Below are 25,230 nucleotides of genomic sequence, written 5' to 3'. Positions count from 1 at the left end.
TTCATCGCCAAAGCCAACGTACTGCCCATCTGCACCGCCCGATCCCGCCAATCCAGGTAGCGCGCCGCATCGAACCGGCTGAAATGCACCGCCAGTTCCTCGGCTGCCTGCATCACCCCGGTCGCCGCCGCCAGCTCCAGCCAGTACAACCCGGCCTTGATATCGGCCTCTACGCACAAACCGTGCAGCAGGCGATACCCCACTTCGAATCGACAACGCGCTTCACCCCGTTCGGCGCCACGGATAAACCATTGGTACGCCTTTGCCAGATCCACCTGCCAGTCGAGCTGCGCATCGCAGACCTCTTCCTCGTACAAGTCGCCAAGCGCGGCGGCGGCGTGCAGCAGGCCTTGCTCGAATGCCTGCCGGTAGCATTCGGCAGCCTGGACATAGGAAGTCTCGACCCCCTTGCCGAAGTAATGTTGCTGCCCCAGGTTGAACCATGCCGCCGCATTGCCCTGCAGGGCTGCCATGCGCAGCAGATGCCCGGCCAACACGGTATCGGCGCGCCAATACTTGCCATTCAGCCAAATCCAGCCAAGGTCGTTGAGCGCCGCTACGTTACCGGCCAGCGCCTGCTGGCGCAGGTCGGCATACACGTCCTGCAGGTCCGATGCTTCATCCAGTCGGCTGACCAGCAACGTCCGCTGGCTGGGCAAACCCACCCCGGCGAACAGGCGCTGCCGCCTGCCGACAGGCGTCGGAGGGCAAATCACCTGCCCGGGCAAAAGACGGGCGAGCAGCGAATGGATATTGCTGACAGCAGACATGTTCATCCTCATTGAACGATCCACAGGCCCGACCGCGGCTGTGATGAGGCGTGATTCTGCGCGATGTCACGTCAAAACCTGTCGCGAACGATTCGACATGTGGCAATCAATCGCGTGTTCCTTGACTTGAGCGGCCTATGGCTAATTGCCATGACTCGCTCATGCCGCCATGCTAATGCGGCAAGCCTAGACAAGGACGTTACCTTTTGCCGTTAGCCACCACTCGCGCCACCCTCAGCCGTCAATGGGCGCTGCTGCGCCAGCTGCCCAGCCGCTCTCCAGGAATCACCAGCGCCGAGATGGTCTGGCGGCTGCGCGATGTGGGCTTCACGGTCAGCAAACGTACGGTCGAGCGCGACCTCAACGAGCTGTCGTTGATCTTTCCACTGGAGCGTAACGACAAGAGCATTCCGTTTGGCTGGCACTGGTCGGCGAATACGCTGGGTGAGCTGCGCGGGAATTTCCACCTGCAGGACTATCTGCGTGGCGACACATTGCAGTCGGCGGCGGATGCCGGGGTGCAGCTGCAGGCCTGGATCAGCGATCAGGTGGCGCGGCAGCTGCGGGATGCACCGTTGAGAGGCGACATGCAACTGACTGCGCTGGAGCACGGGCATTGCTTGCGGGCGACACTGAACGATGGCTGGGCGTTGCGCTGGTGGGTGTTGAGCCAGGGGGATGGGGTGATGGTGGAGCAGCCCCTGTGGTTGCGGGACGAGATCGCCAGGACCTTGAGCAAGGCCGCTGCCCTGTACCAGTGTTGATTCGCCTGCACTGGCCCCGGCGTCGGGATCAGTGCAAGTGCTGACGATAGGGCCAGTACAGATTTTATACCTCTTTAAAAAGTCCCGAATCCCAGAAAAATCACTGAGGAAATACAAATTGTGTACCAGGCCGCCACCAAAAGCCTTTTCATTGAAATAGGAAATTTGTTTAATTGCGCCATGTCAACCAACCCTTTACGTGCAAACGCTTGCGGCATTGCCAGCAATATCGAGACGGTGCAAATTCGCATTATTTTTCCTATAAATCCCACCCGTGAGTAAAGGACCTTATTGCCAACTACAAACGAGCTCTTCGACAGCATTTCCTCTATCTCATCAAGATGACGAACCGCTACGATCGACAAAACCAATAACGCTGCCACCCCCACCAAAAGAGAAATTATTGCCATCATATTTAATACAAAATCATTCATGGCTGTATGTTCTCGTAAATAACTTCCCCCAGCCATTCCCCGCTTCTTTTACCTTTGTCACCTCCTACTTCTCCCCCGGCAACTCCGCCCACGACTGCACACAGTAACGCACCTGTGCCGCCACTCGGCACCCCGAATACCACCGAACATATCGCGGTTGCTGTAGCACTGACTTTCTGAGCATAATCGGAAATTTCTCCAGAATTCAGATAGCGCTTGGTGGACAATTGCAACATGCGCTTTATCGAACCATGGTTGCGCAACCCAGAGCCATAGGCGGCAACTTTGTCAAGCTGACTTCCCAGTTGCATAAACAGCGCCGAACGCTTGGCATAAAATTCTTCGCGCCCCCTAAATACACCACCACTCATATGTTCTCGGTGCACCTTCTCAATCTGCTCCATCGTCTTCTTGATCGCCTCCAAGTGCCTGGCCCAGCCATCGCTGGCTGCCCCCGCCCCCATAGATGCATGTGCCAGCAGACTTTGCAGCATCTCGAAGTTCTCCAGCAGGAAGCCATCAACGCCCCCATCGTTGAACACGATGTCGCGGTGAATGCCCACCGCCTTGGCCATGAGAAAAGCTTCATGACTGGTGCAGGAAGACGTACTCGGATCACCCACGATCACCAACTCCCCGGCAAAGACCACGGTGTTGACGATATGCGCATTCAGCACATCGAACTTGGCCCGCTGATTGGCATTCATCGGCGTGGCGTTCTTGAGCGTTGCGTAGTTTTACGCTCTGGGATTGATAAAGCTGCGTGCTTCGGACATGGTCATCCCTCACGCAAACTTCTTGTTGGCGATCCGGTCCCAGCCACCGGTCACATTGCCGCCCGCGCTGCCATCGACGCGCTGCTGCCGTGTGTAGGTGGTCTTGATACGCCCATAGTCGAGTTGAACGATTTCGGTCGGCACGCCAGCGCGTGCGCTTTGTGCGTAATCGGCGATGATCACTTCTTCGAGTACCACTTCGTAGTACTTGAGCTTGTCACTGCCGGCGCGGCAGACGACCACCCTCACTTCTTTCAGGTGCTGCCCTGCGGACAGGCCACCTACCGCTGCATCCCCCAGCGCCGCACGGTCAGCCGTTCCAGGGTATTGAACACCAACCCTTCGACCAGCAGCCCGATCAGGATCACCACCGCCAACCCGGCAAACACCTTGTCCGTGTACAGCTCGTTGCGATTCTGGAAGATGTACCACCCCAGCCCGCCCTTGCCGCTGCTGGCGCCAAACACCAGTTCGGCGGCGATCAAGGTGCGCCAGGCAAAGGCCCAGCCGATCTTCAGCCCCGACAGGATCGACGGCAATGCCGCCGGCACCAGCACATGCAACACCAGCCTCAGACCCTTCAGGCCATAGTTGCGCCCCGCCATGCGCAAGGTTTCCGACACCCCGAGAAAGCCCGCATAGGTATTTAGCGCCAGCGCCCAGAGCACCGAGTGCACCAGCACGAAGATCAGGCTGTTGTCGCCCAGCCCGAACCACAGCAGAGCCAATGGCAACAGGGCAATGGCCGGCAGCGGGTTGAACATCGAGGTCAGGGTGCCCAGCAGGTCGCGGCCCAGTTGCGTCGACACGGCCAGGCTGGTGAGGCCGAAGGCCAGGACGATACCGAGCACGTAGCCCTTGAGCAGGATCACCAGCGACACGCCGACCTTGGCCGGCAGTTCGCCGCTGGCAAGGCCGTCCCAGAGCGCGGCTGCGGTCTGCAGGAAGGTCGGCAGCAGCAGGTCGTTGCCCTGGTAGCGGGCAATGGCTTCCCACAGTACCGCGATCATCACGAGGATCACCGCCTTGCGCAACGCCCCGTGCTGCCACAGGCGCTGGGCCAACGGCAGGTTGCGTTCCACAGGCACGCTGAGCAGTGGCTCCAGCTGCACCTCGTATTCCTGGCGTACAGGTGTAGTGGTCATGGCTGAAGCTCCTCAGTAAGCGATGCGAATGTCGTTGAAGCCCAGGTCAGCGGCCTGCTCCGGGGCATCGACCTCGTCGAACAGCAGGCGATGGATGCGCCGTGCGCTGGCCTGGAAGTCGCTGGCACCCAGGCTGCCGAGGTCGTACTGGTGACTGTGCACCTCGGCCCGTACCCGTCCCGGGTGCGGCGACAGCAGCAGGATGCGGTTGCCCACCACCAGCGCCTCCTCGATCGAGTGGGTGACGAACAGCAAGGTGAAACGCACCTCCTCCCACAGCAGCAGCAGTTCTTCCTGCATCTTGCGTCGGGTCAGTGCATCGAGTGCGGCGAAGGGTTCGTCCATCAACAGGATCTTGGGCTGGGTGGCCAAGGCCCGGGCGATCGCCACCCGCGCTTTCATGCCGCCCGACAAGGTGTGCGGATAGGCATCGGCGAAGGCCGCCAGGCCGACCTTGTCCAGGTAGTGCAAGGCGCGCTCCTCGGCTTCGGCGCGCTTGAGCTGGCCGGACACCCGCAAGGGGAACATGACGTTCTGCTTCACCGTCTTCCACGGTGGCAACTGGTCGAACTCCTGGAACACCACGATGCGGTCAGGGCCGGGGCCTTTGACCGGCTGGCCCTGCAGCCGTATCTGGCCTTCCTGGGGGCTGATGAAGCCCGCCACGGCCTTGAGCAAGGTGGACTTGCCGCAACCGGACGGGCCGAGCAGGACGAAGCGGTCGGCCCGGTCGACTTCGAAGCTGACCTGATGAGTGGCCCGCACTACGCGCTGCGCGGTGCGGTATTCGAGGCTCAGGTTATCCACCTCGAGCAGCGGCGGTGTAGCGACACGGCTCAGGTTGCTGGCCGTGTGGCCTGGCAATGGGGCGGTCATGGTCGGTCAGCTCCCCTGCAGCGGGCGTTGGTCCTGGAAGAAGTAGTCCTTCCACGATTCCGGCTTGTGCTTGATGGCACCGACCCGGTAGAGAAATTCAGCCAGCTTGTAGGTGTTCTTCGGCGTGACGGTGAACTCGTACTGCGGGTTGTCGATCAGCTTGATCAGCGCGTCGCGGTCGATCTTGGCCTTGGTCACGCGGATGTAGGTATCCGCCGCTGCGGCCTTGTCCTTCTGGGCGAAGTCCGCCGCCTCGGCCAGGGCGTCGACGAAGGCCTTGTAGGTCTTGGGGTTGTCGTTGCGGAATTTCTCGGTGGCGAACAGCAGGGTCGGCGAGTTGGGGCCGAGCAGGTCATAACTGTTGAGCACCACGTGCACGTCCTTGTTGGCCAGCGCCTGGTCCTGGAACGGCGGGTTGGAGAAGTGCCCGTTCAGTTCGGTGCCACCGGCCAGCAGCGCGGCGGTGGCATCCGGGTGCGGCACAGCCAGGGTGTACTTGTCGAGACGGTTGTATTCCTTGTCACCCCACTGCTGGGCAGCGGCGTACTGCAGGAAGCGCGATTGCACCGACACGCCCACCGCAGGCACGGCAATGCGGTCCTTCTCGGAAATGTCGGCGATGGTCTTCACGTTCGGGTTGCTGCTGACCAGGTAGTACGGGAAGTTGCCCAGCGAAGCCACGGCCTTGACGTTCTGCCGGCCTTTGGTGCGGTCCCACACGGTCAGCAGCGGGCCGACGCCGGCACCGGCGATATCCACCGACCCGGACAGCAGCGCGTCGTTGATCGCCGCGCCACCGGAGAGCTGGGCCCAGTCGACTTCGATGTCGATGCCCTGCTCCTTGCCATGTTTTTCGATCAAGTGCTGGTCACGCACCACGTTGAGCAACAGGTAGACGATGCCGAACTGCTCGGCGATGCGGATTTTGCCTTCGGCGTGTGCCACGCTGGGCGCCGCAAGGCTGCCGACAACCAGGCTGGCGCCCAGGCCGATGCTTGCCGCCAGGCGGCTGATGGATTTGCGCATGATGTTTTTCCTCAGTCGTCAGAACGGGGCATCGCCCTGGATGGTGGTACGGAACAATTTGCGCCGCAGGTGCGCGGGGCAGCCGGTGGCCAGGTGGATCAGCGAACGGTTGTCCCAGAACACCAGGTCATGGGGCTGCCATTGGTGGCGATAGATGTTCTGCTCGAGCACGCTCAGGGCGTACAGCTGCTGCAGCACATCGCGGCTTTCATCGTCTGGCAGGCCGACGATGCGGGTGGTGAAGCCCTCGCTGACGAACAGCGCCTTGCGGCCGTTTTCCGGGTGGGTACGCACCACCGGGTGGATGACCTCTTGCACCTGGGCGAGCTGTTCGGCAGTCAGGGTCGGACGCCAGTTGCCTTCGAATTTGGTCTCGGCGTAGCGAGCGGTGTACGAGTGGGCGGCATCGCGGCCTTCGATCACCTTGCGCAGGGCTTCAGGCACGGCATCCCAGGCTTTGTGCATGTCGGCGAACAAGGTGTCGCCGCCTTCGCTGGGCAGCTCCTGGGCGTGGAGCATGGAGCCGAGGCTGGGGAGTTCCTTGTAGGAGAGGTCCGAATGCCAGAACTTGCCGGCATCGCCCAGGCCAATGTTCTGGCCGTTCTCGATGATGTTGGAAACGATCAGGATCTCGGGGTGGCCGGCGAGCAGGAACTGCTTGAGCACATGGATCTGCAACTCGCCGAAGCGGCGGCTGAAGTCGATCTGCTGCTGCGGGCTGATGCGCTGATCACGGAACACCAGCACGTGGTGGTCGAGGTGGGCGCGATGAATTCGGCTGAAATCCTCGGCGCTGACTGGCTTGGCCAGGTCCAGGCCGACGATCTCGGCGCCAACGGCACCGGAGAACGGACGGATGTCGAAAAGTTGCGGCTGGGCGCTGTCGATGGACGACAAGGCGTTCGAGGCGGCTGGCATGTTTCACTCCCACGCAGTGCGCGACTTCAATGGCGCGCAACGATCAGAAACGCACGGGGATTACCCGTGTGGGTTCAAGTCGTGCGGCGCATCGATTGGTCGACGGGTACGCAGTGGGAGTGACTATAAAGGCATAAGAAAAATAATTTAAATACCGTTAGCGAATAACCATATGAAGCCGTTCATTCGCCACCGGGGGCCGCGAGGGCCCCTCAGCGCCACTCGCTGTAGGGCTCCAGCGAGGTCACGGGCAAGGCCAGGTTGCCGCGCCAGGGCTCGAACAGGTAGCGCACGTAGAGCATGGCATGGCTGGGTGTGTAGTCGTCGCTGTGCTGCCAGTCGAAACCACCACCCAGGGCCCAGCGATCGTTCAGGCGCCGTTCGAACGCGCCATGCAGACGGTAACCCAGGCCGGTGCTGTCGCTGGATTCAGTCATTTCGTTGATGTTGGTCTGACTGATGTCCGTGATATCGAAGTGCTCCAGTATCTTGCGGTTGACGCCAGAGTCCGGATACAGCGGGTTGCTCCCGCTGTGGGCACGGGACCAACTGACCGAACTCTCCAACAGGAACGACCAATCATAATTGCGCCAGGCATAGCTGACGGGGACACCGATCGATTCGTAGCGTTCAGGGCTGTAGTACCCACCCTGACCCAGGCTGTAGCCACCCAGGTCCTTGTCATAATTCCAGCGCATCACGGTCAGACCGACGCGCATGCGCTCGTCCGCCCTTTCCACCACGCGGCGGTAGTAGCCCGCCATGATGCGCGTGCGCTCGTTGTCAGCGACATTCTCGCCATACAGCCAGTGGTGCCCCAGGCTGGCCCAGACGCCGTGGTCACCGCCCTGGTCCCAGCTCAGGCCAAGCGTGCCGCCATTTGCCGTCACGCCACCCCAGCGGATGTTGGTGTTCGGGTCGCGGGTGCCGCCGAACGAAAGCAGCGAGTTGCTCATGGGCCGGCGCGAGGCGGACAGCGACCAGCCGACCTGTCCGATGTCGCCGTTGACGATCGCTCCGCCCAACCAGTTGTTGACCTCGAAGCCTTGGGTGGTACCCAGGTCGAAGCCCCAACGTTCGTTCTGCCAGCCCACCGCCAGAACACCACCGTTGGCGCTTTCCGAGCTGCCCTCACAGCCCACAGGTCTACCGTCAGGGGTCTTGCGGAACTGACAAGAACCAAAATCCTCTGTGTGCTTGTTGCTGCCGTCCACGTCGAACGAACCCGCATCCATGCCGATGCGTTCCACGCGCGCAAACGCCCTGCCGTCTTCCCAGGGGGTGTCGACATGCAGCAAGGTCGTTTGGGTACTCAGCCGGGAAATACCGTCGGTACCGTCATTCTTGCGCCAGCCGTAGTCGTGCATGAGGGTAACGCTGGTATTGCGCTGCTGGTAAAGCTCATCGACGTCGCTGCGCAGACCGCGCGCCAGCCAGTCATCGGTGTCCTTCGCGCGGCTGGCATAGGTCAGGGCGCGGTCGTCACGTGGTGCCACCGCGTCGCGGCTGAGCAACTGCGCATCGGCCATGGCCGCTGCATAGAGATCCAGCGCCCGCTGCGGATCGTCGGCAGCCACCAGCCGGGCCGCGTCGCGGCGCAGCACCGGGTCGGGCTGTGCCTGCCTTGAGGCGACATGCTCCAGCAACCGGGCAGCCTTTTCCTTTTCACCCAGCGCAGCCCAGACCGCGGCCAGACGCCGCTGGGCATCGCTTTGCTCGTCGGTCAATTGCAGCGGCTGCGCGTTCAATGCCTGGCGCACACGGGCCAGGTCGCCGTCGGCGATCCAGCTCTCCATCACGCCAAGGCGGGCCTCGGCGCGCTGCGGCTGAACCTGCAGCACGCGCTGGTAGTAACCCAGCGCCTTGCGCTGGTCGCCCCGCTCTGCGGCCCAGTCCGCCATCAGCAGAAGATCGTCCGGGTCGCCGTCGCCATGGGCCAGACCGGCCTCCAGCACGGCTGTGGCCTCTTCGGTGCGGCCCTGGTCCTGCAGGCGCTGGGCCTGGGCCAGGGTCATGCGCCAGCGCACGCGCTTGTCGAGGGTGCGCATGTCGTCGGTCCAGGCGCCTTGCGGTACAGCACGCAGGGTGTCCTGGACCTGTGCGTCACGGTCGCTGGACTCCAGGTACAGGCCATGGGCATAGCGCGTGGCGGGGTCGGCAGGCTGGCGCTGCAGCACCCGGTTGAATGCGGCATCGGCTTCGGCGTTGCGACCCTGCTGGCGCAGGCTGCTGGCCAACTGGTAGGCCAGCCAGGGCTCATCGGGGGCCAGCTCGGCAGCCTTCCCCAGGACCCGGCTGGCAGTGGCCCAGTCCTGACGTTGCAATGCCGCATCGCCCTGCTCGCGCAGGCGGCCAAGCTCCAGGCTGCGGCGCAAGCTGGCGAACTGGGCCTGTTGGGCGCGCGGCAAGCTGTCCAGATAGGCTTCGGCCTTGTCGGTCGACTGCGCCTGGTAGATCCGCATCAGGCCACGCACCGCACTTTCATTGCCAGGCACCATGCGCTGCACCTGCAGGTACTGCCGCTCGGCGCCGGCCAGGTCGCCTTCGGCAAACGACACATCGGCCAACCCGAGCAAGGCGAACTCGTCCTGCGGGCGTTGTCGACGCGCCTGCTGGTAAAGCGAGCGCGCGGTGCGCAGGTCTTGCTTGGCCAGCGCACCATCGGCTTTCTGCAGCATCCCCCAGTACTGGCTGGAGGCCTCGAGGTCTTTCCATTTGCTCATCAAGCGGGTGTTCTGCTCGATGGCCACGGCGCGGTGAAATGACGCGTTCGCTTCCGAATAGCGGCGCTGGCGCATCAACGCGACGCCAAGCGCACCGTGCAGGCTGGCATCGTCGGGATAGCCACGCAGGGCCAGGCGCAGCTGTGCCTCGGCCTGGGCATTACGGTCCTGATCGAGCAGTGCCTGGCCGCGTTGCCCGGCCTGCCAGGCCGGGTCGCCCACCAGGGTGCGCTGCTGCTTGAGGTTATCGCTGGCCAGCGGCAACAGCGGCGACGCGGGATAACGCCGGATGAACGCCTGCCATGCAGCGACGCTGCCGGCATTGACCGGCTGCTCGGACAGGTAGTCGAACTCGCGCTGCGCCGCCGCATCGCGTGCCGTCGGGTCGCGCGACAACTGGTCGAGCACGGCCAGGGCCTCGCTGTCACGGTCCTCGCTGAACAGCCAGCTGGCCAAGGTCTGGCGCAGGCCGGCATTGCCCGGGTACTGGCGATCGAGCTGCTGCAGCTGGCGGATCGCTTCCGGCCGCTGCCCGGCCAGGTTGCCGCGCACGCGCCAGTAGTCCAGCGCCAGCTCAAGGCTCGGCGGCTCACCGGCGAACAACTGGTCATAGGCAACCAGGGCTTCGTCATAGCGCCCGGTCACGGCCATCAGGCGTGCCTGCTGCAGGCGCTGCGCCTGTTCCGGCTGCTGCAGTTGCAGCAGGCGCCGGGCTTGCCGATCCTGACGGCTGCCGGGCGCCACTTGCGCGATGCGTGCGCGCAGTTGCTCGGCTTCCTCGGGCTTCTGCTCACGCAGTGCCAGGCTCAAGGCGGCCAGCAAGGCATCAGGGTTGCGCGGATCGAGCAGGCGCAAGCGCGCCAGGGCGTCGTGAACCAGGTCGTCGCGGTGCAACGCTTCACCGATACGCACCTGTTCGAGCAGCCATTGGCGCTGCTCTTCCCGGTCCCTGGGCTGTGCCGACACGGCACAGGACAACGCGGCCAGCGTCAGCACGCCGATCATTCGGAACATGAAGCACTCCAGGCAGGCAGCAGACGGCCTTGATTGTCGAAGCGATAGCGGGCTTCGTCCCAGCCCTGGCCGAACATGGCCAGGACCTGGTTGTAGTACGCCTGCGCCTCGGCGGGCTGTTCGCGCAGCCGCTTGCGCTGGCCCTCGAGCGCTGCAGGGTCATCAGCGAGCAGCGGCAGCAGCGCCGCAGAAAAGCCCACCGGCCCATGACCGCTCTGCTTGCCGCTGCGAGCATCGACGCTTTCCGGTGGCAGGCCGCTCTGCGCGGTGGCTGCGACCATCGGCGCAAAGTGCCGCAGCAGTTCCTCGCGCTGCGGCGCGCCGTTGGCCAGCATGCCCAGCCACAGGTACACACGGATGGCGTCGTAGTCCCCGGCACTGCCGTGCTCGGGGTCGGGCTCAACGCCTGCAGCCGGCGTCCACAGCAGCCAGTCCGGCGCAAAGCCCTTGGGCGATGCGCGGAGCCAGAGGCGACGGACATTGCTCGCCATCTCGCCCCACATCGGGTCCACGAGGGCAAAGCGGTCGAACAGTTGCGGCGGCAGGTAGCTGGGGTTCAGGCGCCAGCCACGGGTGTCGTCGAAGCCATAGTCGGCAGGCAGCAGCATCACCCCCAGGCCTGGCAGCTTGCGCACGGTCTGCGCGGCGATGCGCCAGAGCATCTGCGTGCCCAGCTGGGAATAGGTGGGTGCGTTCCACAGCCGCCCCGCTTCGAGCAGGCTATAGGCGATCCACAGGTCGGCGTCGCTGGCATTGTTGCTGTCCAGCACCTGCCATTGCTGCTTGTCGCGGCCCCACAGCCAGGCCGGCAGATGGCGCGAAAGGTCGCCTTCAGCCAGGTTGTTGCCCGTCCAGCGCAACAGCTTGGCGAACGTCTCGCGGTCATTGCCGACCAGGGCGAAGAACAGCGCATAGCTCTGCCCTTCGGAGGTGGTGACCAGGCGCTGGTCACTGCGGTCGATTACCCGCCCGTCGGCGCTGACCAGTTCGCTCTTGAAGCGCTCCCAGGCCGGCCACGGGCAAGCCGCCGACGCCGTGGCGACAGCGGGCATGCACAGCACCAGCAGCAAGGCCAGCAGCGGGCGCATGGTCAATCGGCCCCGTTCAGGCGACGACGCCCGGCCCAGCGCAGCGCACGCCACAACAGGAAGGCGAACAGCAGCACGCTGACGGTGGCGATCACGGCGATCAGCGCCGGGTAGTCGGACAGGTGGAACCACAGCAGCAGCCACCATGGCAGCTGGCCGACATAGTAGTGCTCGCCAACGAACTGGCTGCTGACGCCGCTGCTGCGTACCAGGGCCACGGAGCCTGCCACTGCATCGAGCTTGCCGGAATCTGCCAGTACATCGCGCAGCAAGGCGTAAGCGGCATCGGAGCTGGCCAGCAGCGCGACGACGCTACGCTGCTCGTGGAAAGGCGACTTCAGGCCGGTGATCGCCGCGATCGGCGCCTGGGCGCTGACTTCGACCCGGCTGTTGGAGACCACCGGCGAGGTGTCGAAGCGGCGGTTGCCGGATTGCTCCAGCACACGCCCCTGCACCATCCAGTCACGTTGGGCGTTGAGCAACAGGCCAAGGTTTGGCTGCTCGCGCAAGTCTTCGGGCAGGCTGCCGATCAGCAGCAGGTCGGCATCGGCGTCCGCGGCCTGCTTCCAGTCGTCGCTCAGCCGCACGTTCAGGGCCGGGTAGCCGACCTGTCCGCCGATGCTGCTGATCACGTCGAGCAGCGTACCCACCTGCATCGCCGTGGGCTTGGCCGGCACCACGATCAGGGTCTCGGACAGGTCGGCCATGCGGCTGTAGGGGAAGCCGCTACGGACGAAGGCACGCAGGTCCGGCATGGCCATGTAGTGGTGGTAGCCGGACAGGTCGATAGTCGAGTTTTCGTCGATCGCCGCGCGCACGTCCACCGGCAGCGAGGTCTGGCAATGGTCGCGCTGGGCGCTGCCCAGGGTGCTGGCAAAGCTGAAGTCGAAACGCAGGCGGTTGCGCGCACCGATCTTCAGTGCCGGCACCAGCGACTGCTCGGTCAAGGCGGTGCTGTCGGTGGACAGCACATTCAGGCGCATTTCTTCCAGGGTGCTGCTGCGCCGGTCGTTGCCCACCAGCGGCATGCTGGTGATGTACTGGTCATTGACGCTGATGCTCAGGCGCGATTCGTCGGTGACCGCTGGCGGCGTGTAGCGATACAGGGTCTGCAGCGGGATGCCCTGGTTGCGCCAGACGAACAGGTCCGGCGGCAGGTTCACATCCAGGGTGATCGGCCGCGGCTGCAAGCCGCTGACCTGCAGCTGCTCGGGGTAGTCGAGCAGCTCGGAGAAACGCACCGGCCGGTCGGTACGCGTCCAGTTCGGCGCATCGTAGGGCTTGCGCGGCTGCAGGGCGGTGACCTGCTCGACCTTGACCCGCGAGCCGCGGAACAGGTCGCTGCCGACAGCCAGTGCCGACGCGGCCTTGACCAGGTCTTCGTCGTTGCGGCCAAGCACCAGCAACAGCTTGCCCCAGCGATCGCTCGGGTGGTCGATCAACTGCACCACTGGGCCATCGACCGCCGGGAATTTTTCCAGGTCGGCGATAAATGCCGGGCGTCGCTCGTTGGTGGCGAAGACGATGGCAGGCCGGGGCTTTTCGCCGCTGGCAGGCAGGCTGTCGAACGACACCGGGAAGGTCGCCTTGCGCCAGCCCGCCTTGCTGCCGAAGTACGACGCGAGGATCGCTGCGGCACGCTGCTCGCCCAAGGTCGGCGCAGCGGCGAAAACCACTGGCAGCTCGAGCTTGGCAGTATCACGCGCATCGAAGAACGGCAGCGGGAAGTAGGCCAGGTCGTTTTCCAGCGCCAGCGCCTGCTCGCGCAACTGGACTTGGCTCTTGCGGTTGACGTTCAGCCACAGCCCGCTGTGCGCGGGGTCTTCACAGATATCGGTGTAATGCCCGACGAACTCCAGGCGCACCCGGTTGAAGTCGCTGATCAGCTTCGGGTCCAGGGGCATCTGGCGGCGCACGCGCTGGCCGAGCTGGTCCTTCTCGATCGGCACCACGCCCATCAGCTCATCGTTGAGGTACACGCGCACGTGGGACAGGTTCGGCAACAGTGCCGGCGATGGGGTGTAGTCCAGTTGCAGCAGCGCATCGGTCGCCAGGCGGTCCCGGCGCACACCGAACTCGATGATCTCGCTGTTGCGAACTCCCAACAGCAGGCTGTCGGACGGCCTGCCGAGCTGCTCGAACGTCTGGGTCACCGGCCAGGTGGGCACCGATGGCTCGGCCGGCACGACAAGGGGGGCTACATCAGCGACAGCAGCGTTCTGGAACAGCGAGGCAAGCAGCGCCATCGCCAGGCCCCAGGTGCGTGCGGGATAACGAGTCATCATGCGTCTCGGTCAACAAGGTTCGTGGAAGGAAGAGGTCGGGGGGTGCGCGGCAGGTAGCTGCCCAGCCAGCGCACCAGGTCGCGCACCGGCAGCAGCGGCCGGCGCAGCCAACCAGGTGCGTGTTCAACCAGCCGCAGGTAGCCGACGCCGCCCAGCTTGAGCACGTCGACGAAGCTGCGCAGCGGGCGCTCGACTTCGTGAGTGTCCTGCCAGCCCAGCCAGGCATCGGCACGGGCAAAGGTGCAATGCACCAGGTCGATGCGCTGCTGCTGGCTGAGGCCTTCGAAGGTCAGGCCCACATGGCGGCCGACGATGCGGGTCACCCTTGCATTGAAGGCAAATTCGCGCTGCCCGCGGCTGAGCAGCAGACGCACGCGTTCGCCTGGAGCAGGCGACACACCGTCACCCAACTGCAGGCCGATGCCACCGTCGGAGTAATCGACCAGGGTGCAGGGGAAACCGTGGCCACTTTCCAGCAGCAGCGCGGCCGGCAAGTTCATCTGCACCCGGTGCGCACGACGCACCTGGCGCACTTCAGCGGCAACCGCGCAGGCGGCGCCGATGATCAGCAGGTTGTAGAGCACCCACAACGAGCTGACGATCACCGTGCCGATTTCCGCGACCGGGCCGGTGCACAGGCGCCAGACGGCAAAGCCCAGGCCAGCCACATTGAGCCCGGCGAGGAACAGGTAAGGCTGGGCGATGCGCCAGTCGAACTGCCCCTCTTCCATCAGGCCGCCCTTGGCCGTGACGTTGAACTTGCCTTTCTTCGGCGCGAACAGCGCGACCGTGGTCGGGCGGGCGATGTACCAGGCCAGTACGGTCTCGTAGACCTCGCCCCAGAAGGTCCGCCGGTACTTGCCCTGCATGCGCGCGTTGGTGAGGCTGGCGTGAATCATGTGCGGCAGCACATAGAGCAGGATCATCACCGCGGGCGCGTAGATGATGTAGGCGTGCAGCAACAGGAACGCCAGCGGTGCGGTGAGGAACACCAGCCGCGGAAGCCCGGCGAGGAAGTGCAGCATGGCGTTGGCGTAGCAGACCCGCTGGAACAGGCTGAGCCCGCGGCCGAGCAAGGGGTTGTCGGTACGGAAGATCTGCACCATGCCGCGCGCCCAGCGGATGCGCTGGCCGATGTGTGCCGACAGGCTTTCGGTGGCCAGGCCCGCCGCCTGGGGAATGCTCAGGTAGGCCGAGGTCCAGCCCTGGCGGTGCATGCGCAACGCGGTATGGGCATCTTCGGTCACCGTTTCGACGGCAAAGCCACCAATGTCCTCCAGTGCGGTACGCCGTAGCACGGCACAGGAGCCGCAGAAGAAGGCGGCGTTCCACATGTCGTTGCCGTCCTGGATCAACCCGTAGAACAGCTCGCCTTCGTTGGGGCGACGGCGGAAGGAGCCCAGGTTGCGCTCGAACGGGTCGGGCGAGAAGAAGTGATGGGGCGTCTGCACCAACGCCAGCTTGGGGTCCTTGAGGAACCAGCCGACCGTCATCTGCAGGAAAGAACGCACCGGCACGTGGTCGCAGTCGAAGATGGCGATCAGCTCGCCGTCGGTGATGCCCAGCGCATGGTTGAGGTTGCCGGCCTTGGCGTGCTTGTTGTTCGGCCGCACGATGTAGCCCACCCCGACCTCTTCGGCGAAGGCGCGAAACGCGTCGCGCTTGCCATCATCGAGGATGTGGATGCGCAGGCACTCACGCGGCCAGTCCAGGCCCAGGGCGGCGAGCACGGTGGTGCGCACCACCGACAGATCCTCGTTGTAGGTGGGGATCATCAGGTCGACCGTCGGCCAGCGCGCGAGGTCTTGCGGCAGGTCAGCCGGCTTGCGCTCCAGCGGCCAGCAGGTCTGGATGTAACCGAGGATCAGCACCAGCCAGGAGTAGGTCTCGGCGGCGAGCAGAATCACGCCACAGACCAGGTCCACCGTGTCGTTCCAGTTCAAGGTCGAGGTGTAGCGCCACCACAGGTAACGGCACGAGATGATCGTCGACAGCACGATCAGCATCAGCGTCGGGAAACGGCCCGGCATGTAGCGCACCAGCATGGCGATGCCCCACAGCAGGAAGATGAATACCAGCTGCGCCAGGTAGCCGAACGGCTCGGTCACGCAGAGCAAGGCCAGGAGCACGGCGCACGCGGTGACCACGGTATAGAACAGGCGGCGGCCGAACACGCTCAGCCGGCGCAGGCGTTGGGCAGCATCGAGCTGCAAGTCGCTGTTGCGAACGCGTGCCGGTACCTGGCGCATGGTGTCTGCCAGCCGCGCCCGGCCCTTGCGCAGCACCTTCCATGCTCCTTTCAGGTGACCGATCGCGAAGGACCAGGCGCGCCGTGGCCGGCTCGGCTTGCGAGGTTGCGGCGCACGCCGCAGCAGCAGCCACAGGCACTGGATCAACAGGCGTAGCGGGTCGCCCAGCGTCGGCCGCTTGCCAACGAACTGCGGGAACAGGCGCTGACGCTCGGCCAGCACCGCCTGCCAGGAAGGGGATTCGAGCCGCAGGAACAGGAACGCCACCCACACGCCCAGGGTGAACAGCACGGCAACCGACCGGTGCGCACCGCACGCGGTGTAGTAGGCGTAGGCCGAGCGTGGCGTCACGTTCACGCTTGCCGCCTCGCCAGGCAGCGCACCGCCAGGCTCTGGACGTCCCGCGAGGCCAGGCACTGGGGCGCATAGTGCCCCACCGGCGCCTTGCAGGCGAAGGCCTCGGCGAACGCTTCGTCACGGTGCACCAGATGCAGCGGCAACTGGTTGCGATACTGGTCCCGCCACACCATCAGCACATCGTTCTGCAGGCTGCTGGCAGGGTCGAAGCGATTGACCAGCAGCATGTCGTAACGCTCGATCGGCTGGCGACCGAGCAAGATGTGGCTGGTCATCTCGGCCTCGGCCACCAGGATCCGCATGTCGGTGTCGAAGCTGCGCGTGGCGCTGGCCGCTGCCGGGTGAGGCAGGTCGTACAGCAGCCAGTCGAAATGCTCGGCCAGTGCAGCCTGGCGCGCGCGCCACACGTCGGGCTGCTGGCAGGCGTCCAGGTCGTGGAGTCGGTCATCCGCCACCTCGCCGAAAGGCATCAGGCACAGCCCATCAAGCACCTCGTACACAGGCTCGCCGAAGGGCCGCCCCTGCAGTTCGGCGCTTGCCCAACCCTCGCGCTGGCCAAGCGGCAGGTTGAAGTGCAGGCCCAGCAAGTTGTCCGCAGACATGTCCACCATCAGCACGCGCTCGCCCAGCTCACGCATGGCATAGCCCAGCGCGGCCAGCAGCGCGGTACGGCCCAACCCTCCGCGCAGACCATGCAACGCCAGGCTGATCATGGCAGCGTGACCTCGGATCGGCCGGATCGCTCGGCAGCGTCGCCACGGCGGGCCATGCAGCTTTCGCCCAGCAGCGGCCAGCGCTGCAAGGCCTGCTGTACGCCGACCATCATGGAGATGTCCTGGTAGCTCATGGCAGGCATGCCCAGGTACTGGCGCAGCTGGGCGATATCGTCACTGCGATCGGAGGGGTCGGCTTTGCCAGTCATCATGGGTTCTCCTTGGGAAGAGGCTGCCAATCCGGCTGGCCTTGCAGGCGCATGTAGGTCTGGCCCTGGTAGTCCAGGACCTGGGCGCCGGAGGTTTCCGACACCCGCTCGGTGGTCGGCAGATCGGTCAGCAGGCTTGGCAGGTCGAGGGTCTGGCCCGCTCCGAGGCCCGCGTAGACACGCGACACCAGTTCCGACAGCGCCAGGAAGCTGGTCGGTGCCGTCACTTTCAGCGGCTCGCTGCGGGAGGGCTGGCCCATGCCGATGAACTTGAGGCCGACCGGCACGTGGGTGATCGACGGCGTGGGGATTTCGCGCATGCCGGACAACTGCATGCGGTCACCGTGCAGGGCAGCACCGTGCTCGGGAACGATGGCGACCACCACGCGGCGGCCGCTGCCTTCGAGCTCGTCGAGGAACTTGCCGAGGTCGCCGAACAGGCGATTGGTCCGCGTGGCGTAATCGGCCGGGCGCGTGCCGCCGTCGGCGGTCACGATGCGGTTGCCATCATGCAGGCTGATGGTGTTGTAGAACAGCGAGACATGCTCGGCACCAGAGCTCTTGCGCTTGCCCCACCAGCCGTGCAGGACGTCCAGGTCGCCGGCGATCGGCGAGCCGTCGAAGCTGACCAGCGCCCGTGGGAAGTCGCTGACGCTGAAACCCGGCTGGGGCATGTGCTGGCTGGTGATGTCGCCGATGAAGTTGTCGAAGCGCCCGCTGTGGTTGAGCAACGTCTGGCTCTGGAAGCCGAGCTTGGCCAGGTTCTGGAACAGCAGGCACTGCTCGGGCGCCTGCTGGTACAGGCCCGCGTGGGACGATTGACCACAGCTTGCCCGCAGCATGCGGATTGCCGCCGGGCCACTGTAGGAGGTGGCCGAGTTGAACTGGTCGAAGACCACGTCCATGCGCGAGAACAGGGGGTTGTCGTGCATGCCGACGGCCGAGAGGTCATCCCAGGCCAACGAGCACACATTGATCACCAGCAGGTCGAACGTCTGCTCGTCCGGCTTGACGGCCGGGAAGGTGGTCACGCGTTGCCGTTCGCTGGTGAAGAAGCGGTCGAGCCAAGCGTTCAAGGTCGCATTGTCTGCGGTTGCAGATGCCGTGGCAGTGGTGGCAGTCGGGCTGGCAGCACCGGCAACGACCGGCTGGCTGCCTGCGGGGCTCAACGACGGCAGCCCACCCACCGCCAGCCACGCCAGGCCGACGAGGCTCAAGGTGCTCAGGCGCAGCCAGTGCCGCAGGAACAGATACCCCAGCAGCAACAGCACCAGGGCACCGACCAGGTTCCAGTTGATGAACCGGGCCAACAGTTCCAGCAGGTAGTCCCACGAGAAATCGAGTACGCCCGGTTGCGCCAGCAGGCGCTGGAACGGTGGCAGCCAGGTGTCGTGATAGAACAGGGCGACGCCCACCGGCACGGCTACCACCTGGCGCGCGATGCGCAGCCAGCGCAACGGCAGCGGGATCAGCAGGAACGCGGCGAACAGCAGGTTGGGCAGCGCCTGGAAATCGAGCATGCCGATGGCGACCAACAGGAACTTGGCCAGGAAGTACAGGTTCCAGGCCCCAAGGCCTTGCCAACGGGTCGCTGCCGAGGAGAAAGTCGAACTAGTCATGATCAGGTTCCTGACGCACTACACGGCGGCGAACACCCACCGGCTTCAGGTAACGGGGCCGCAGATGGCGGCTGAGCCAGTCTTGCACCATGGCGCGCACGCGCAGCACGAGCATGACCAGGATGAAGGTAACCAGCGCACTGACGCCGACTACCTGGAGCAATTGCGCGAAGTTCATGCTGCCCCCCCGGCACGCAGGTCAATCTGCCGTGGCATCAGGGCGGGTCTCTTCAACGCCGACGGCAGCGCCATCGACTCGGCCAGCGGCGGCTGCGGCGGGGTTTCGTCGAGGAAAGCCGCGGCGCCCAGGCTGTCGATATTGACCAGAACCTCCTGGCTGATGAACAGCTCTTTCCAGGACAACTGGAAAATGTGGTCCAGTGCCTGTTCGACACCTTCCGAGCGGCAGGCGAACAGGAACAGGAACAGCACCTCGCCGACCACGCAGGCGATATCACCATCGCGGCGGAACACCGTGCGCGAGCAGGCCTGCAACGGGCTCAGGCCCGGCGCGGGATGCAGCACCAGCAGCTGGTGCACGATTTCACCGTTGCGGTGACCGTGCCACATCTGCTGTACCGCCTCGGAAAAGGCGCGCGGCGCTACCAGGCCACAGATCGGCATCGGCCGCAGGCGGGCGAGCAAGGCATCGAAATCAGACGGCAAGTGGCGACGCCAGACATAACCCTGGATGCTGTCGACCATGGTCAGGAAGCGCGAAAGACTGGCGCCGAACGGCACGATCTGGCTGGCCCCACAGGCCAGCAACAGTTGCTCGTCCTGATAACGCAGCGTCGGCGCCATTTCACGCACCACCAGCTTCAGGGCATTGCCGCGCAGTTGCCGCAAGGTGTGCAGATGACGGGCCAGCACGTCGAGGCGCTGCCCACCGTCCATGGCAAAGATCACCGTCGCCGACACCGCGAGATTGGCCTTGGCGGCCACTTCGCCGATGCTGTCGAACACTTGCCAGTGCTCGGACAATGCCGGCGCACCCTCAAGCACCTGACTCTGGGCCAGGCACAGCAATTCGTCGCCACCGGCATCGGACAACGGCTGAAGCCGGCCGGCAACCGCAAAGCCACTGCTGCGGCGCGCCAGTTCGACGTCCAGAGGGCCGGCAACGCCAAGCCTGTTGCTCCAGTAATGCTGCAGATAGCGCACACTGCCCTGGCCACGGTAGAGCTGGGCAAGGCCGTCGAGGGACTGGTTGAACGCGCGCAGGCGCTCGATCAGCGAGGCGCTTTGACCTTCACTGATCACCACGACCAGTGAACCGGCTGCGAGTGCCGCCTGGCGCAGGGCCTGGCACCAGCGCTCGACCTTGCCGCCTTCCCAGGCAGCCGCTGGCACCAGTGCCACCAGCACCCGGCCCGGCAAGTCGATGCGCGGCAGGTCTTGCTCAAGCTGCAGGATTGCCCGCGTGTCAGCCTCGTACAAGGCCAGTTCCGCAGGGCCGCACGCCGGGTCCAGCCCTTCGAGGGCCTCTTGCATCACGCGCGCATCAGCCAACAACGCCGCCCTGCCCTGTTCAGGCATGGCAGCGATGACTTGGCGGCAGAGCGTAGCGGCGCTTTCTGTGGTGTCACAGGCTAACCAATACAAGCCTTGCTCATGTAACTGACTATGCTCGGCACCCAAACCGGGAATAGCCAACAACGGAATACTTTTCGTCAAAACGATGACTCGGAATTCGAAATCGAAGCTGATTCGGGAATGGAAGCCGCACGCATGCAGGTTGCGGCTTTTTGACGGCAGAAAATGTCAAAAACACGGCACTTGCAGATCAAGCATGAGTTGGACCGTCAATTCTACAGCACTCAGGCAAAATACTGTCAAGATGCTATTTAAGTCGCCATCGCACACGTTTGCCAGGGGCAAACTGACGCACCCTGCAAACGAATATCTGTCGCCCGGACAGCGCATCCGTCTGATCAGAACCTCCCCTCCGTAAGGCGCAGTGCCGCAAGATTGCCTATGCTGCGCGTTAGCCAGCACTCAAGGCACTGAAGAGACGAGGATGGACGCCATGTTCTACGTGCAGCGTGATGCCAGCGGCGTGTTGCAGCGGGTGGAAGCCGCCCCTTACGCCGAATACACCGAAATGCTGCCGGCCGACCATGCCGACATCGCGCAATGGTTTGCCGACGACGTCGTCGAAAACAGTCTCAAGCAGCTCAAGCAGAGCGACCTGGACATGATACGTGTGCTCGAGGACTTGATCGAAGTGCTGACCACCAAGGGCGTGATCAGCATCACAGACCTGCCTGCGGGGGCCCAGGCCAAACTGCTCAGCCGCTCGACGGCGCGCAAGGCTCTGGGCAGCCTGAACAACCTGATCGAAGATGAAGAGGACGGCGGGTTGATCTGAACCCAGAGGCGTCTTGCCCCTCCAGCATGACCGGCATCAACGCCAGGGCGCAGGTTCGCCAACCAACTGACCCTGGATACCACTGACCCCCATTTCCACGAGCACCAGCCGCTCCCCTTCTGTCTCCACCCGCTCGGCAATCAGCGGCAGGTCGATGCTGTGCGCCGCGCGCTGGATGGCTTCGATGAACAACCGCTTGTGCTGTTCCTGGTCGATGTTGCGGATGTAGCTGCCATCGACCTTCAAGTACGCCAGGCCCAGATTCGCCAGGTTGCCGATCATGCTGAAGCGGCCACCAAAACGTTGCAGCGCCAGGTTGAAACCGAGGCCACGCAGGCGATGGGTCAGTTGTTCGAGCGCAGCCTGCTCGGGCAGCTGTTCTTCGCCGATCTCGAAGATCAGGCGCGAACCCAGGGCCGTGTTCTGGCCCAGCAACTCATGGATCCGCTGCAGGGTCGCGGGGTCGGCCAGCGTCGCGGCGGACAGGTTCACCGCCAGCACCTGATCATGGCTGCGCAGGTGTGCGAGGGCTTTTTCCAGCACCAGCAGATCCAGCCGCGGCATCCATCCGAAACGTTCCAGCCAGGGCAGGAATCGACCCGCAGGCAATGCCTCGGCATCGTCGTCATGCAGCCGCGAGACCACTTTGTAGTGAAGCAGCCGCTGACGCGCATGGGCATCCACCACCGGCTGGAAGAACAGTACGAACTGGCTGGCGACAAACGCGTTGTCCAGGCGAGCATGCCATTCGTGCTGGTTGTCGCCGGCAACGGCGGCCGCGCCCTGCTCGAGGCATACCCAACCAGGCGTCGGCTGGTTCTCGGCACGCGCCAGTGCCTCGTCGGCCAACGTCAGCAGTGTCTGCGGGGCATCGCCTGGACTGAACGGTGCCAAGCCGATACAGGCGACCGGCGAGATATCGCTGGCGCCCGTCTCGTGCAAGCTTTGCAGGGCTGCCTCAAGGGCCTGGGCCAGCCGCACCGCGTCTTCATGGACCATGCCAGGTGCCAGCACCGCGAACTCCCCACCGCGACTGCGCGAGATCAGGTCGTTGGTCTCCGGGAAGCTGGCACAGGAGCGCCGCAGCTGCTCGCCTACGGCTTGCAACAGCTGATCGGTACGTTGCCCGCCGAGACGCGCATTCAGCGCTGCAAGGCCCTGCACACGCAGCAACAGCAGGTAGCCGGCACGGGACTCTTCCATGTTGCTGACCCGGGTGTTGAGCTGCATCTCGAAGTAGCGCCGGTTCGACAACCCGGTCAAGCTGTCCTGGTAGGACTCGGCACGCAGTCGCTCACTGCGCTCGGCCTGTTCGCTGAACAGCGCCTTGAGCTTGTCGACCATCTGGTTCAGTGCCTGGACGACCCGGCGCAGCTCCGGCGTGCGAGGCTCGGGCAGGCCGATGAATTCCCGTCGGGCAATGGCGTGGGACTGTTCGACCATGGCGTCCAACGGGCGCAACTGTCGGCGCAACAGCAAGGCTCCCAGCGCTGCGCTTGCCGCACCACACAGCAGCAGCCAGCCCAGGCTGCCCAGCGCGCTCTGCCAAAGCTTGCCGATCGCGAACATCGGGTGGCTGATCACCTCGACCCGGGCAGCCTGCTGCCAACCACGGCTGACGATGGCGTCGCCGCCAGCCGCTTCAAGGCCGATCAGGTGGATGAACCAGCTCGGGACATGGCCGGGATCCGGTTCGGCATGACGCTCTACCAGCACTGCGTTGGAGCCCAGGTCGATGACCTTGATGCTTGCGTAATAGCCACTGTCGAATATCGAGCTGACCATCAGCTCCACCATCGCCGGGTCATCGATGTTCGGCGTCATCGACAGGGCCAGAGCAGTGGCTGCATCCTGAGCATGCGAGCGCAGCTGGTTGACGTACTGGCTGCGCGAGCTTTCCAGGCTGACCATGAAACTGCCGCTGAACGCGACCACCAGGAACAGGCATATGGCCAACAGCAATTGTTTGAACAGTGACATCTGCGCTCCTTCAGTAGACCGGTTCGGCCGGGAACCCTTCGGCCTGCATTTTTTTCAACAAGTCCTGCCAGCGTGACAGCCGCTTGGTGTCGCCGACTTTCTTGTTGCCTGCGGCGCCGGTCAGCCACAGGCCTTCGCCATTGAAGGCGTAGACCGGCAACAGGTCAGTACGTTGGCTGGCGGGCTTGATCGCGTCCATCAGGCTGTCGAGCACCAGCGGCTGTGCCTGTGGAGTTGAATAATAGGTCAGTACCATATGCACACGGTTCTGGCGCAGGGCCTTGACGTAGGTGATGCGCAGCTTGTCGCTGGGGATACCCATGCGCCGGAGGCTGAAATACTTGGCGATGGCGTAGTCTTCACAATCGCCGGCACCCTTGATCAGGGCCTGGATCGGTGTGGCCCAGTAATCCACTTCTCGCCACAGGTCGATGTCTTCGACGTAGCGCAGCTGCTGGTTGAAGAAGCGATTGACCGCCTGCAGGCGCTGCAGCTCGGTGCCTTGGCTCTGTGTGGCCATCAGGTTCTGCCAGGCGTCGATGCGGTCCTTCCCGGCACCGAGGGGGCCATACAAGGCCTGTGATCGGCGGCTGATCTCAGTGAAATCCCAATCCGCGTGCAAACCGCCCAGTAGCAGGCTACCCAGCAGCACGGCAAAGCCGACACGACGCACGGCGGTTTTGGGTAACCAGGATATCGCCACTGCGAAGACCTGTTCTGAGCAGTCGTAAGCCGCGATGGTGGGGCTTGGCATTTCAAAAAACAATGGCACGTTGAAATCACGCGCCCAGTAGTCGGAGCGTCATCACTTTATTGATAACGCTTAGGGTGTAGCGCTTTCTTTGCCAAGCGACTTCATCCACCATAGCTGATGGCTTGCTTCTCGCGCTCCAGCGCGCGGGTTGGTTTGACAAGCCCCCTTGCCTGTCATTAGTTTCATTGGATCCAACTTTCGTCGTCGAGGCAGACTTCGCGTGGCCGAGAAAATTAAACTTAGCAATGTGCTCAAAGCGGAGCAGCTACCGGCACATTTGGCTCGTGGCGAGATCGAAGAGCGACTGCGCAATGCCATTCTCGATGGCCGGTTGCCGCCTGGCACCGCTGTGCGTCAACAGGAACTCGCCACCTTGTACGGCGTCAGTCGCATGCCCGTGCGTGAAGCGCTGCGCCAACTCGAAGCCCAATCGCTGCTGAGGGTGGAGCTGCACAAAGGTGCAGTGGTCGCTCCCTTGATAGGCGAAGACGCTGTCGATACTTACGCGTTGCGGGTAATTCTGGAAAGCGAGGCATTGCGCCAATCGATACCCTTGCTCGATGCCGCTGACATTGCCAGCGCCCGCCAATACATCGAGCAGTTGGAAAACGAAACCCGGCATGCGGAAATTGGCCGGCTGAACCGGCTGTTTCATATGGCGCTGTATGGCAAGGCACCGAATCAGAAGCTGCTGCGCTTGATTGAAAACGAGCTCAATCAGGAAGAACGCTTCCTGCGCTTCCACTTGTCATCGATGGGCTTGGGCAAACTTACCCAGGACGACCATAACGCGCTGGTGAATGCGGCCAGCGACAAGCGGGTGGAAGAGTCTGTAAAGGTGCTTGAGCAGCACCTGAACAAGGCAGCCAGGGTCATGAGGGCCTATCTGGACAAACAGGTGGCCAGGTAAGGCCTGCCGTCATGTGACTGAGCCGGAAAAGAAAAAGCCCCTGTCTGCGATGCAGACAGGGGCTTTTTGTTTGAATCTTGACGATGACCTACTCTCACATGGGGAAACCCCACACTACCATCGGCGATACATCGTTTCACTACTGAGTTCGGGATGGGATCAGGTGGTTCCAATGCTCTATGGTCGTCAAGAAATTCTGTGTGCTGGCCCGTCCTCGGGACGTGCCTGCGAATCTCTATGCTTCTACTT

The 25,230-nt window shown here is 63.8% G+C and carries 21 protein-coding genes, 1 rRNA gene and 1 pseudogene; 3 read left to right on the top strand and 20 right to left on the bottom strand.

Annotated elements, in window-relative coordinates:
• Positions 1-770 (bottom strand): tetratricopeptide repeat protein (locus PPL01S_RS00115; protein WP_042155078.1); only part of this gene is annotated, 770 nt, incomplete at its 3' end.
• A 206-nt stretch (positions 771-976) separates the two neighbouring features.
• On the opposite strand from PPL01S_RS00115, the gene PPL01S_RS00110 reads away from it, so the two are divergent.
• A complete protein-coding gene (locus PPL01S_RS00110) occupies positions 977-1,534 on the top strand; it encodes a WYL domain-containing protein (RefSeq protein ID WP_016392391.1) in 558 nt (185 codons plus the stop codon).
• A gap of 74 nt (positions 1,535-1,608) precedes the next feature.
• Here the strand turns inward: PPL01S_RS00110 and PPL01S_RS00105 are convergent, their stop codons facing one another.
• The 16 genes and pseudogenes from PPL01S_RS00105 to bcsE form a co-directional block, all read right to left on the bottom strand.
• Positions 1,609-1,968 carry a hypothetical protein gene (locus tag PPL01S_RS00105; RefSeq protein WP_016392390.1) on the bottom strand — a complete coding sequence of 120 codons (360 nt, stop codon included), beginning with the start codon at positions 1,966-1,968 and terminating at the stop codon, positions 1,609-1,611.
• A complete protein-coding gene (locus PPL01S_RS00100; protein ID WP_016392389.1) occupies positions 1,965-2,675 on the bottom strand; it encodes a hypothetical protein in 711 nt (236 codons plus the stop codon). Before PPL01S_RS00100 ends, PPL01S_RS00105 begins: the two co-directional genes overlap by 4 nt.
• Positions 2,676-2,753: 78 nt before the next feature.
• A pseudogene (locus tag PPL01S_RS00095) lies at positions 2,754-3,014 on the bottom strand (type VI secretion system tube protein Hcp); the annotation flags it as partial.
• Positions 3,015-3,025: 11 nt separating this feature from the next.
• Positions 3,026-3,889: an ABC transporter permease gene (locus tag PPL01S_RS00090; protein WP_016392387.1), complete on the bottom strand. Its 864-nt coding sequence runs from the start codon at positions 3,887-3,889 to the stop codon at positions 3,026-3,028.
• Positions 3,890-3,901: 12 nt separating this feature from the next.
• The gene (locus PPL01S_RS00085) at positions 3,902-4,765 is read right to left on the bottom strand and encodes an ABC transporter ATP-binding protein (RefSeq protein WP_016392386.1); all 864 of its coding nucleotides are present in this window, start codon (positions 4,763-4,765) and stop codon (positions 3,902-3,904) included.
• 6 nt (positions 4,766-4,771) lie between these two features.
• Positions 4,772-5,791 carry an ABC transporter substrate-binding protein gene (locus PPL01S_RS00080; RefSeq protein WP_016392385.1) on the bottom strand — a complete coding sequence of 340 codons (1,020 nt, stop codon included), beginning with the start codon at positions 5,789-5,791 and terminating at the stop codon, positions 4,772-4,774.
• Between the two features lie 18 nt (positions 5,792-5,809).
• Positions 5,810-6,709, bottom strand: coding sequence for a TauD/TfdA dioxygenase family protein (locus tag PPL01S_RS00075; RefSeq protein ID WP_016392384.1), 900 nt, complete (start codon positions 6,707-6,709; stop codon positions 5,810-5,812).
• Positions 6,710-6,921: 212 nt separating this feature from the next.
• A complete protein-coding gene (gene bcsC, locus PPL01S_RS00070; protein WP_028625024.1) occupies positions 6,922-10,446 on the bottom strand; it encodes a cellulose synthase complex outer membrane protein BcsC in 3,525 nt (1,174 codons plus the stop codon).
• Positions 10,434-11,534, bottom strand: coding sequence for a cellulose synthase complex periplasmic endoglucanase BcsZ (gene bcsZ / locus PPL01S_RS00065; RefSeq protein WP_016392382.1), 1,101 nt, complete (start codon positions 11,532-11,534; stop codon positions 10,434-10,436). The genes bcsC and bcsZ overlap by 13 nt, the downstream gene beginning before the upstream one ends.
• Positions 11,535-11,536: 2 nt before the next feature.
• Positions 11,537-13,816, bottom strand: a complete 2,280-nt coding sequence (bcsB, locus tag PPL01S_RS00060) for a cellulose biosynthesis cyclic di-GMP-binding regulatory protein BcsB (protein ID WP_028625023.1) — start codon at positions 13,814-13,816, stop codon at positions 11,537-11,539.
• A complete protein-coding gene (bcsA, locus tag PPL01S_RS00055; RefSeq protein ID WP_028625022.1) occupies positions 13,816-16,425 on the bottom strand; it encodes a UDP-forming cellulose synthase catalytic subunit in 2,610 nt (869 codons plus the stop codon). Before bcsA ends, bcsB begins: the two co-directional genes overlap by 1 nt.
• Positions 16,422-17,138 (bottom strand): cellulose biosynthesis protein BcsQ, encoded by a 717-nt coding sequence (bcsQ, locus tag PPL01S_RS00050; RefSeq protein ID WP_016392379.1) that lies wholly within the window; start codon positions 17,136-17,138, stop codon positions 16,422-16,424. The genes bcsA and bcsQ overlap by 4 nt, the downstream gene beginning before the upstream one ends.
• The gene (gene bcsR / locus PPL01S_RS00045; protein WP_033743093.1) at positions 17,135-17,350 is read right to left on the bottom strand and encodes a cellulose biosynthesis protein BcsR; all 216 of its coding nucleotides are present in this window, start codon (positions 17,348-17,350) and stop codon (positions 17,135-17,137) included. The genes bcsQ and bcsR overlap by 4 nt, the downstream gene beginning before the upstream one ends.
• Positions 17,347-18,966, bottom strand: a complete 1,620-nt coding sequence (gene bcsG, locus PPL01S_RS00040; RefSeq protein WP_016392377.1) for a cellulose biosynthesis protein BcsG — start codon at positions 18,964-18,966, stop codon at positions 17,347-17,349. Before bcsG ends, bcsR begins: the two co-directional genes overlap by 4 nt.
• A complete protein-coding gene (bcsF, locus tag PPL01S_RS00035) occupies positions 18,959-19,144 on the bottom strand; it encodes a cellulose biosynthesis protein BcsF (protein ID WP_016392376.1) in 186 nt (61 codons plus the stop codon). Before bcsF ends, bcsG begins: the two co-directional genes overlap by 8 nt.
• Entirely contained in the window at positions 19,141-20,631 is a 1,491-nt protein-coding gene (gene bcsE, locus PPL01S_RS00030) for a cellulose biosynthesis protein BcsE (protein WP_028625021.1), read from the bottom strand. The genes bcsF and bcsE overlap by 4 nt, the downstream gene beginning before the upstream one ends.
• Before the next feature lie 364 nt (positions 20,632-20,995).
• Between bcsE and PPL01S_RS00025 the strand changes: the two genes are divergently transcribed.
• On the top strand, positions 20,996-21,337 hold the full coding sequence (locus PPL01S_RS00025; RefSeq protein ID WP_016392374.1) for a hypothetical protein: 342 nt from the start codon (positions 20,996-20,998) through the stop codon (positions 21,335-21,337).
• A gap of 36 nt (positions 21,338-21,373) precedes the next feature.
• Here the strand turns inward: PPL01S_RS00025 and lapD are convergent, their stop codons facing one another.
• Positions 21,374-23,317 carry a cyclic di-GMP receptor LapD gene (gene lapD / locus PPL01S_RS00020; protein WP_016392373.1) on the bottom strand — a complete coding sequence of 648 codons (1,944 nt, stop codon included), beginning with the start codon at positions 23,315-23,317 and terminating at the stop codon, positions 21,374-21,376.
• 10 nt (positions 23,318-23,327) lie between these two features.
• Positions 23,328-24,071, bottom strand: a complete 744-nt coding sequence (gene lapG / locus PPL01S_RS00015; protein ID WP_174435899.1) for a cysteine protease LapG — start codon at positions 24,069-24,071, stop codon at positions 23,328-23,330.
• A gap of 220 nt (positions 24,072-24,291) precedes the next feature.
• Between lapG and PPL01S_RS00010 the strand changes: the two genes are divergently transcribed.
• Positions 24,292-24,981: a GntR family transcriptional regulator gene (locus PPL01S_RS00010; RefSeq protein ID WP_028625019.1), complete on the top strand. Its 690-nt coding sequence runs from the start codon at positions 24,292-24,294 to the stop codon at positions 24,979-24,981.
• Positions 24,982-25,056: 75 nt separating this feature from the next.
• On the opposite strand, the gene rrf is transcribed toward PPL01S_RS00010, so the two are convergent.
• A 5S ribosomal RNA gene (gene rrf, locus PPL01S_RS00005) occupies positions 25,057-25,172 on the bottom strand.
• Positions 25,173-25,230 lie beyond the last annotated feature (58 nt).

Origin of the sequence: Pseudomonas plecoglossicida NBRC 103162 = DSM 15088 (assembly GCF_000730665.1) — a bacterium.
Lineage (GTDB): Bacteria > Pseudomonadota > Gammaproteobacteria > Pseudomonadales > Pseudomonadaceae > Aquipseudomonas > Aquipseudomonas plecoglossicida.
Note: the sequence above shows the minus strand (reverse complement) of the source record. Positions and strands in the feature narration are given on the sequence as shown.

Excerpts from the sequence above, each read along its gene's own strand:
- PPL01S_RS00105 (WP_016392390.1), bottom strand. The coding sequence starts at position 1,968 with ATGAATGATTTTGTATTAAATATGATGGCAATAATTTCTCTTTTGGTG.
- PPL01S_RS00100 (WP_016392389.1), bottom strand. The coding sequence starts at position 2,675 with ATGAATGCCAATCAGCGGGCCAAGTTCGATGTGCTGAATGCGCATATC.
- PPL01S_RS00090 (WP_016392387.1), bottom strand. The coding sequence starts at position 3,889 with ATGACCACTACACCTGTACGCCAGGAATACGAGGTGCAGCTGGAGCCA.
- PPL01S_RS00085 (WP_016392386.1), bottom strand. The coding sequence starts at position 4,765 with ATGACCGCCCCATTGCCAGGCCACACGGCCAGCAACCTGAGCCGTGTC.
- PPL01S_RS00080 (WP_016392385.1), bottom strand. The coding sequence starts at position 5,791 with ATGCGCAAATCCATCAGCCGCCTGGCGGCAAGCATCGGCCTGGGCGCC.
- PPL01S_RS00075 (WP_016392384.1), bottom strand. The coding sequence starts at position 6,709 with ATGCCAGCCGCCTCGAACGCCTTGTCGTCCATCGACAGCGCCCAGCCG.
- bcsC (WP_028625024.1), bottom strand. The coding sequence starts at position 10,446 with ATGTTCCGAATGATCGGCGTGCTGACGCTGGCCGCGTTGTCCTGTGCC.
- bcsZ (WP_016392382.1), bottom strand. The coding sequence starts at position 11,534 with ATGCGCCCGCTGCTGGCCTTGCTGCTGGTGCTGTGCATGCCCGCTGTC.
- bcsB (WP_028625023.1), bottom strand. The coding sequence starts at position 13,816 with ATGACTCGTTATCCCGCACGCACCTGGGGCCTGGCGATGGCGCTGCTT.
- bcsQ (WP_016392379.1), bottom strand. The coding sequence starts at position 17,138 with ATGATCAGCCTGGCGTTGCATGGTCTGCGCGGAGGGTTGGGCCGTACC.
- bcsR (WP_033743093.1), bottom strand. The coding sequence starts at position 17,350 with ATGATGACTGGCAAAGCCGACCCCTCCGATCGCAGTGACGATATCGCC.
- bcsG (WP_016392377.1), bottom strand. The coding sequence starts at position 18,966 with ATGACTAGTTCGACTTTCTCCTCGGCAGCGACCCGTTGGCAAGGCCTT.
- bcsF (WP_016392376.1), bottom strand. The coding sequence starts at position 19,144 with ATGAACTTCGCGCAATTGCTCCAGGTAGTCGGCGTCAGTGCGCTGGTT.
- PPL01S_RS00025 (WP_016392374.1), top strand. The coding sequence starts at position 20,996 with ATGTTCTACGTGCAGCGTGATGCCAGCGGCGTGTTGCAGCGGGTGGAA.
- lapD (WP_016392373.1), bottom strand. The coding sequence starts at position 23,317 with ATGTCACTGTTCAAACAATTGCTGTTGGCCATATGCCTGTTCCTGGTG.
- lapG (WP_174435899.1), bottom strand. The coding sequence starts at position 24,071 with ATGCCAAGCCCCACCATCGCGGCTTACGACTGCTCAGAACAGGTCTTC.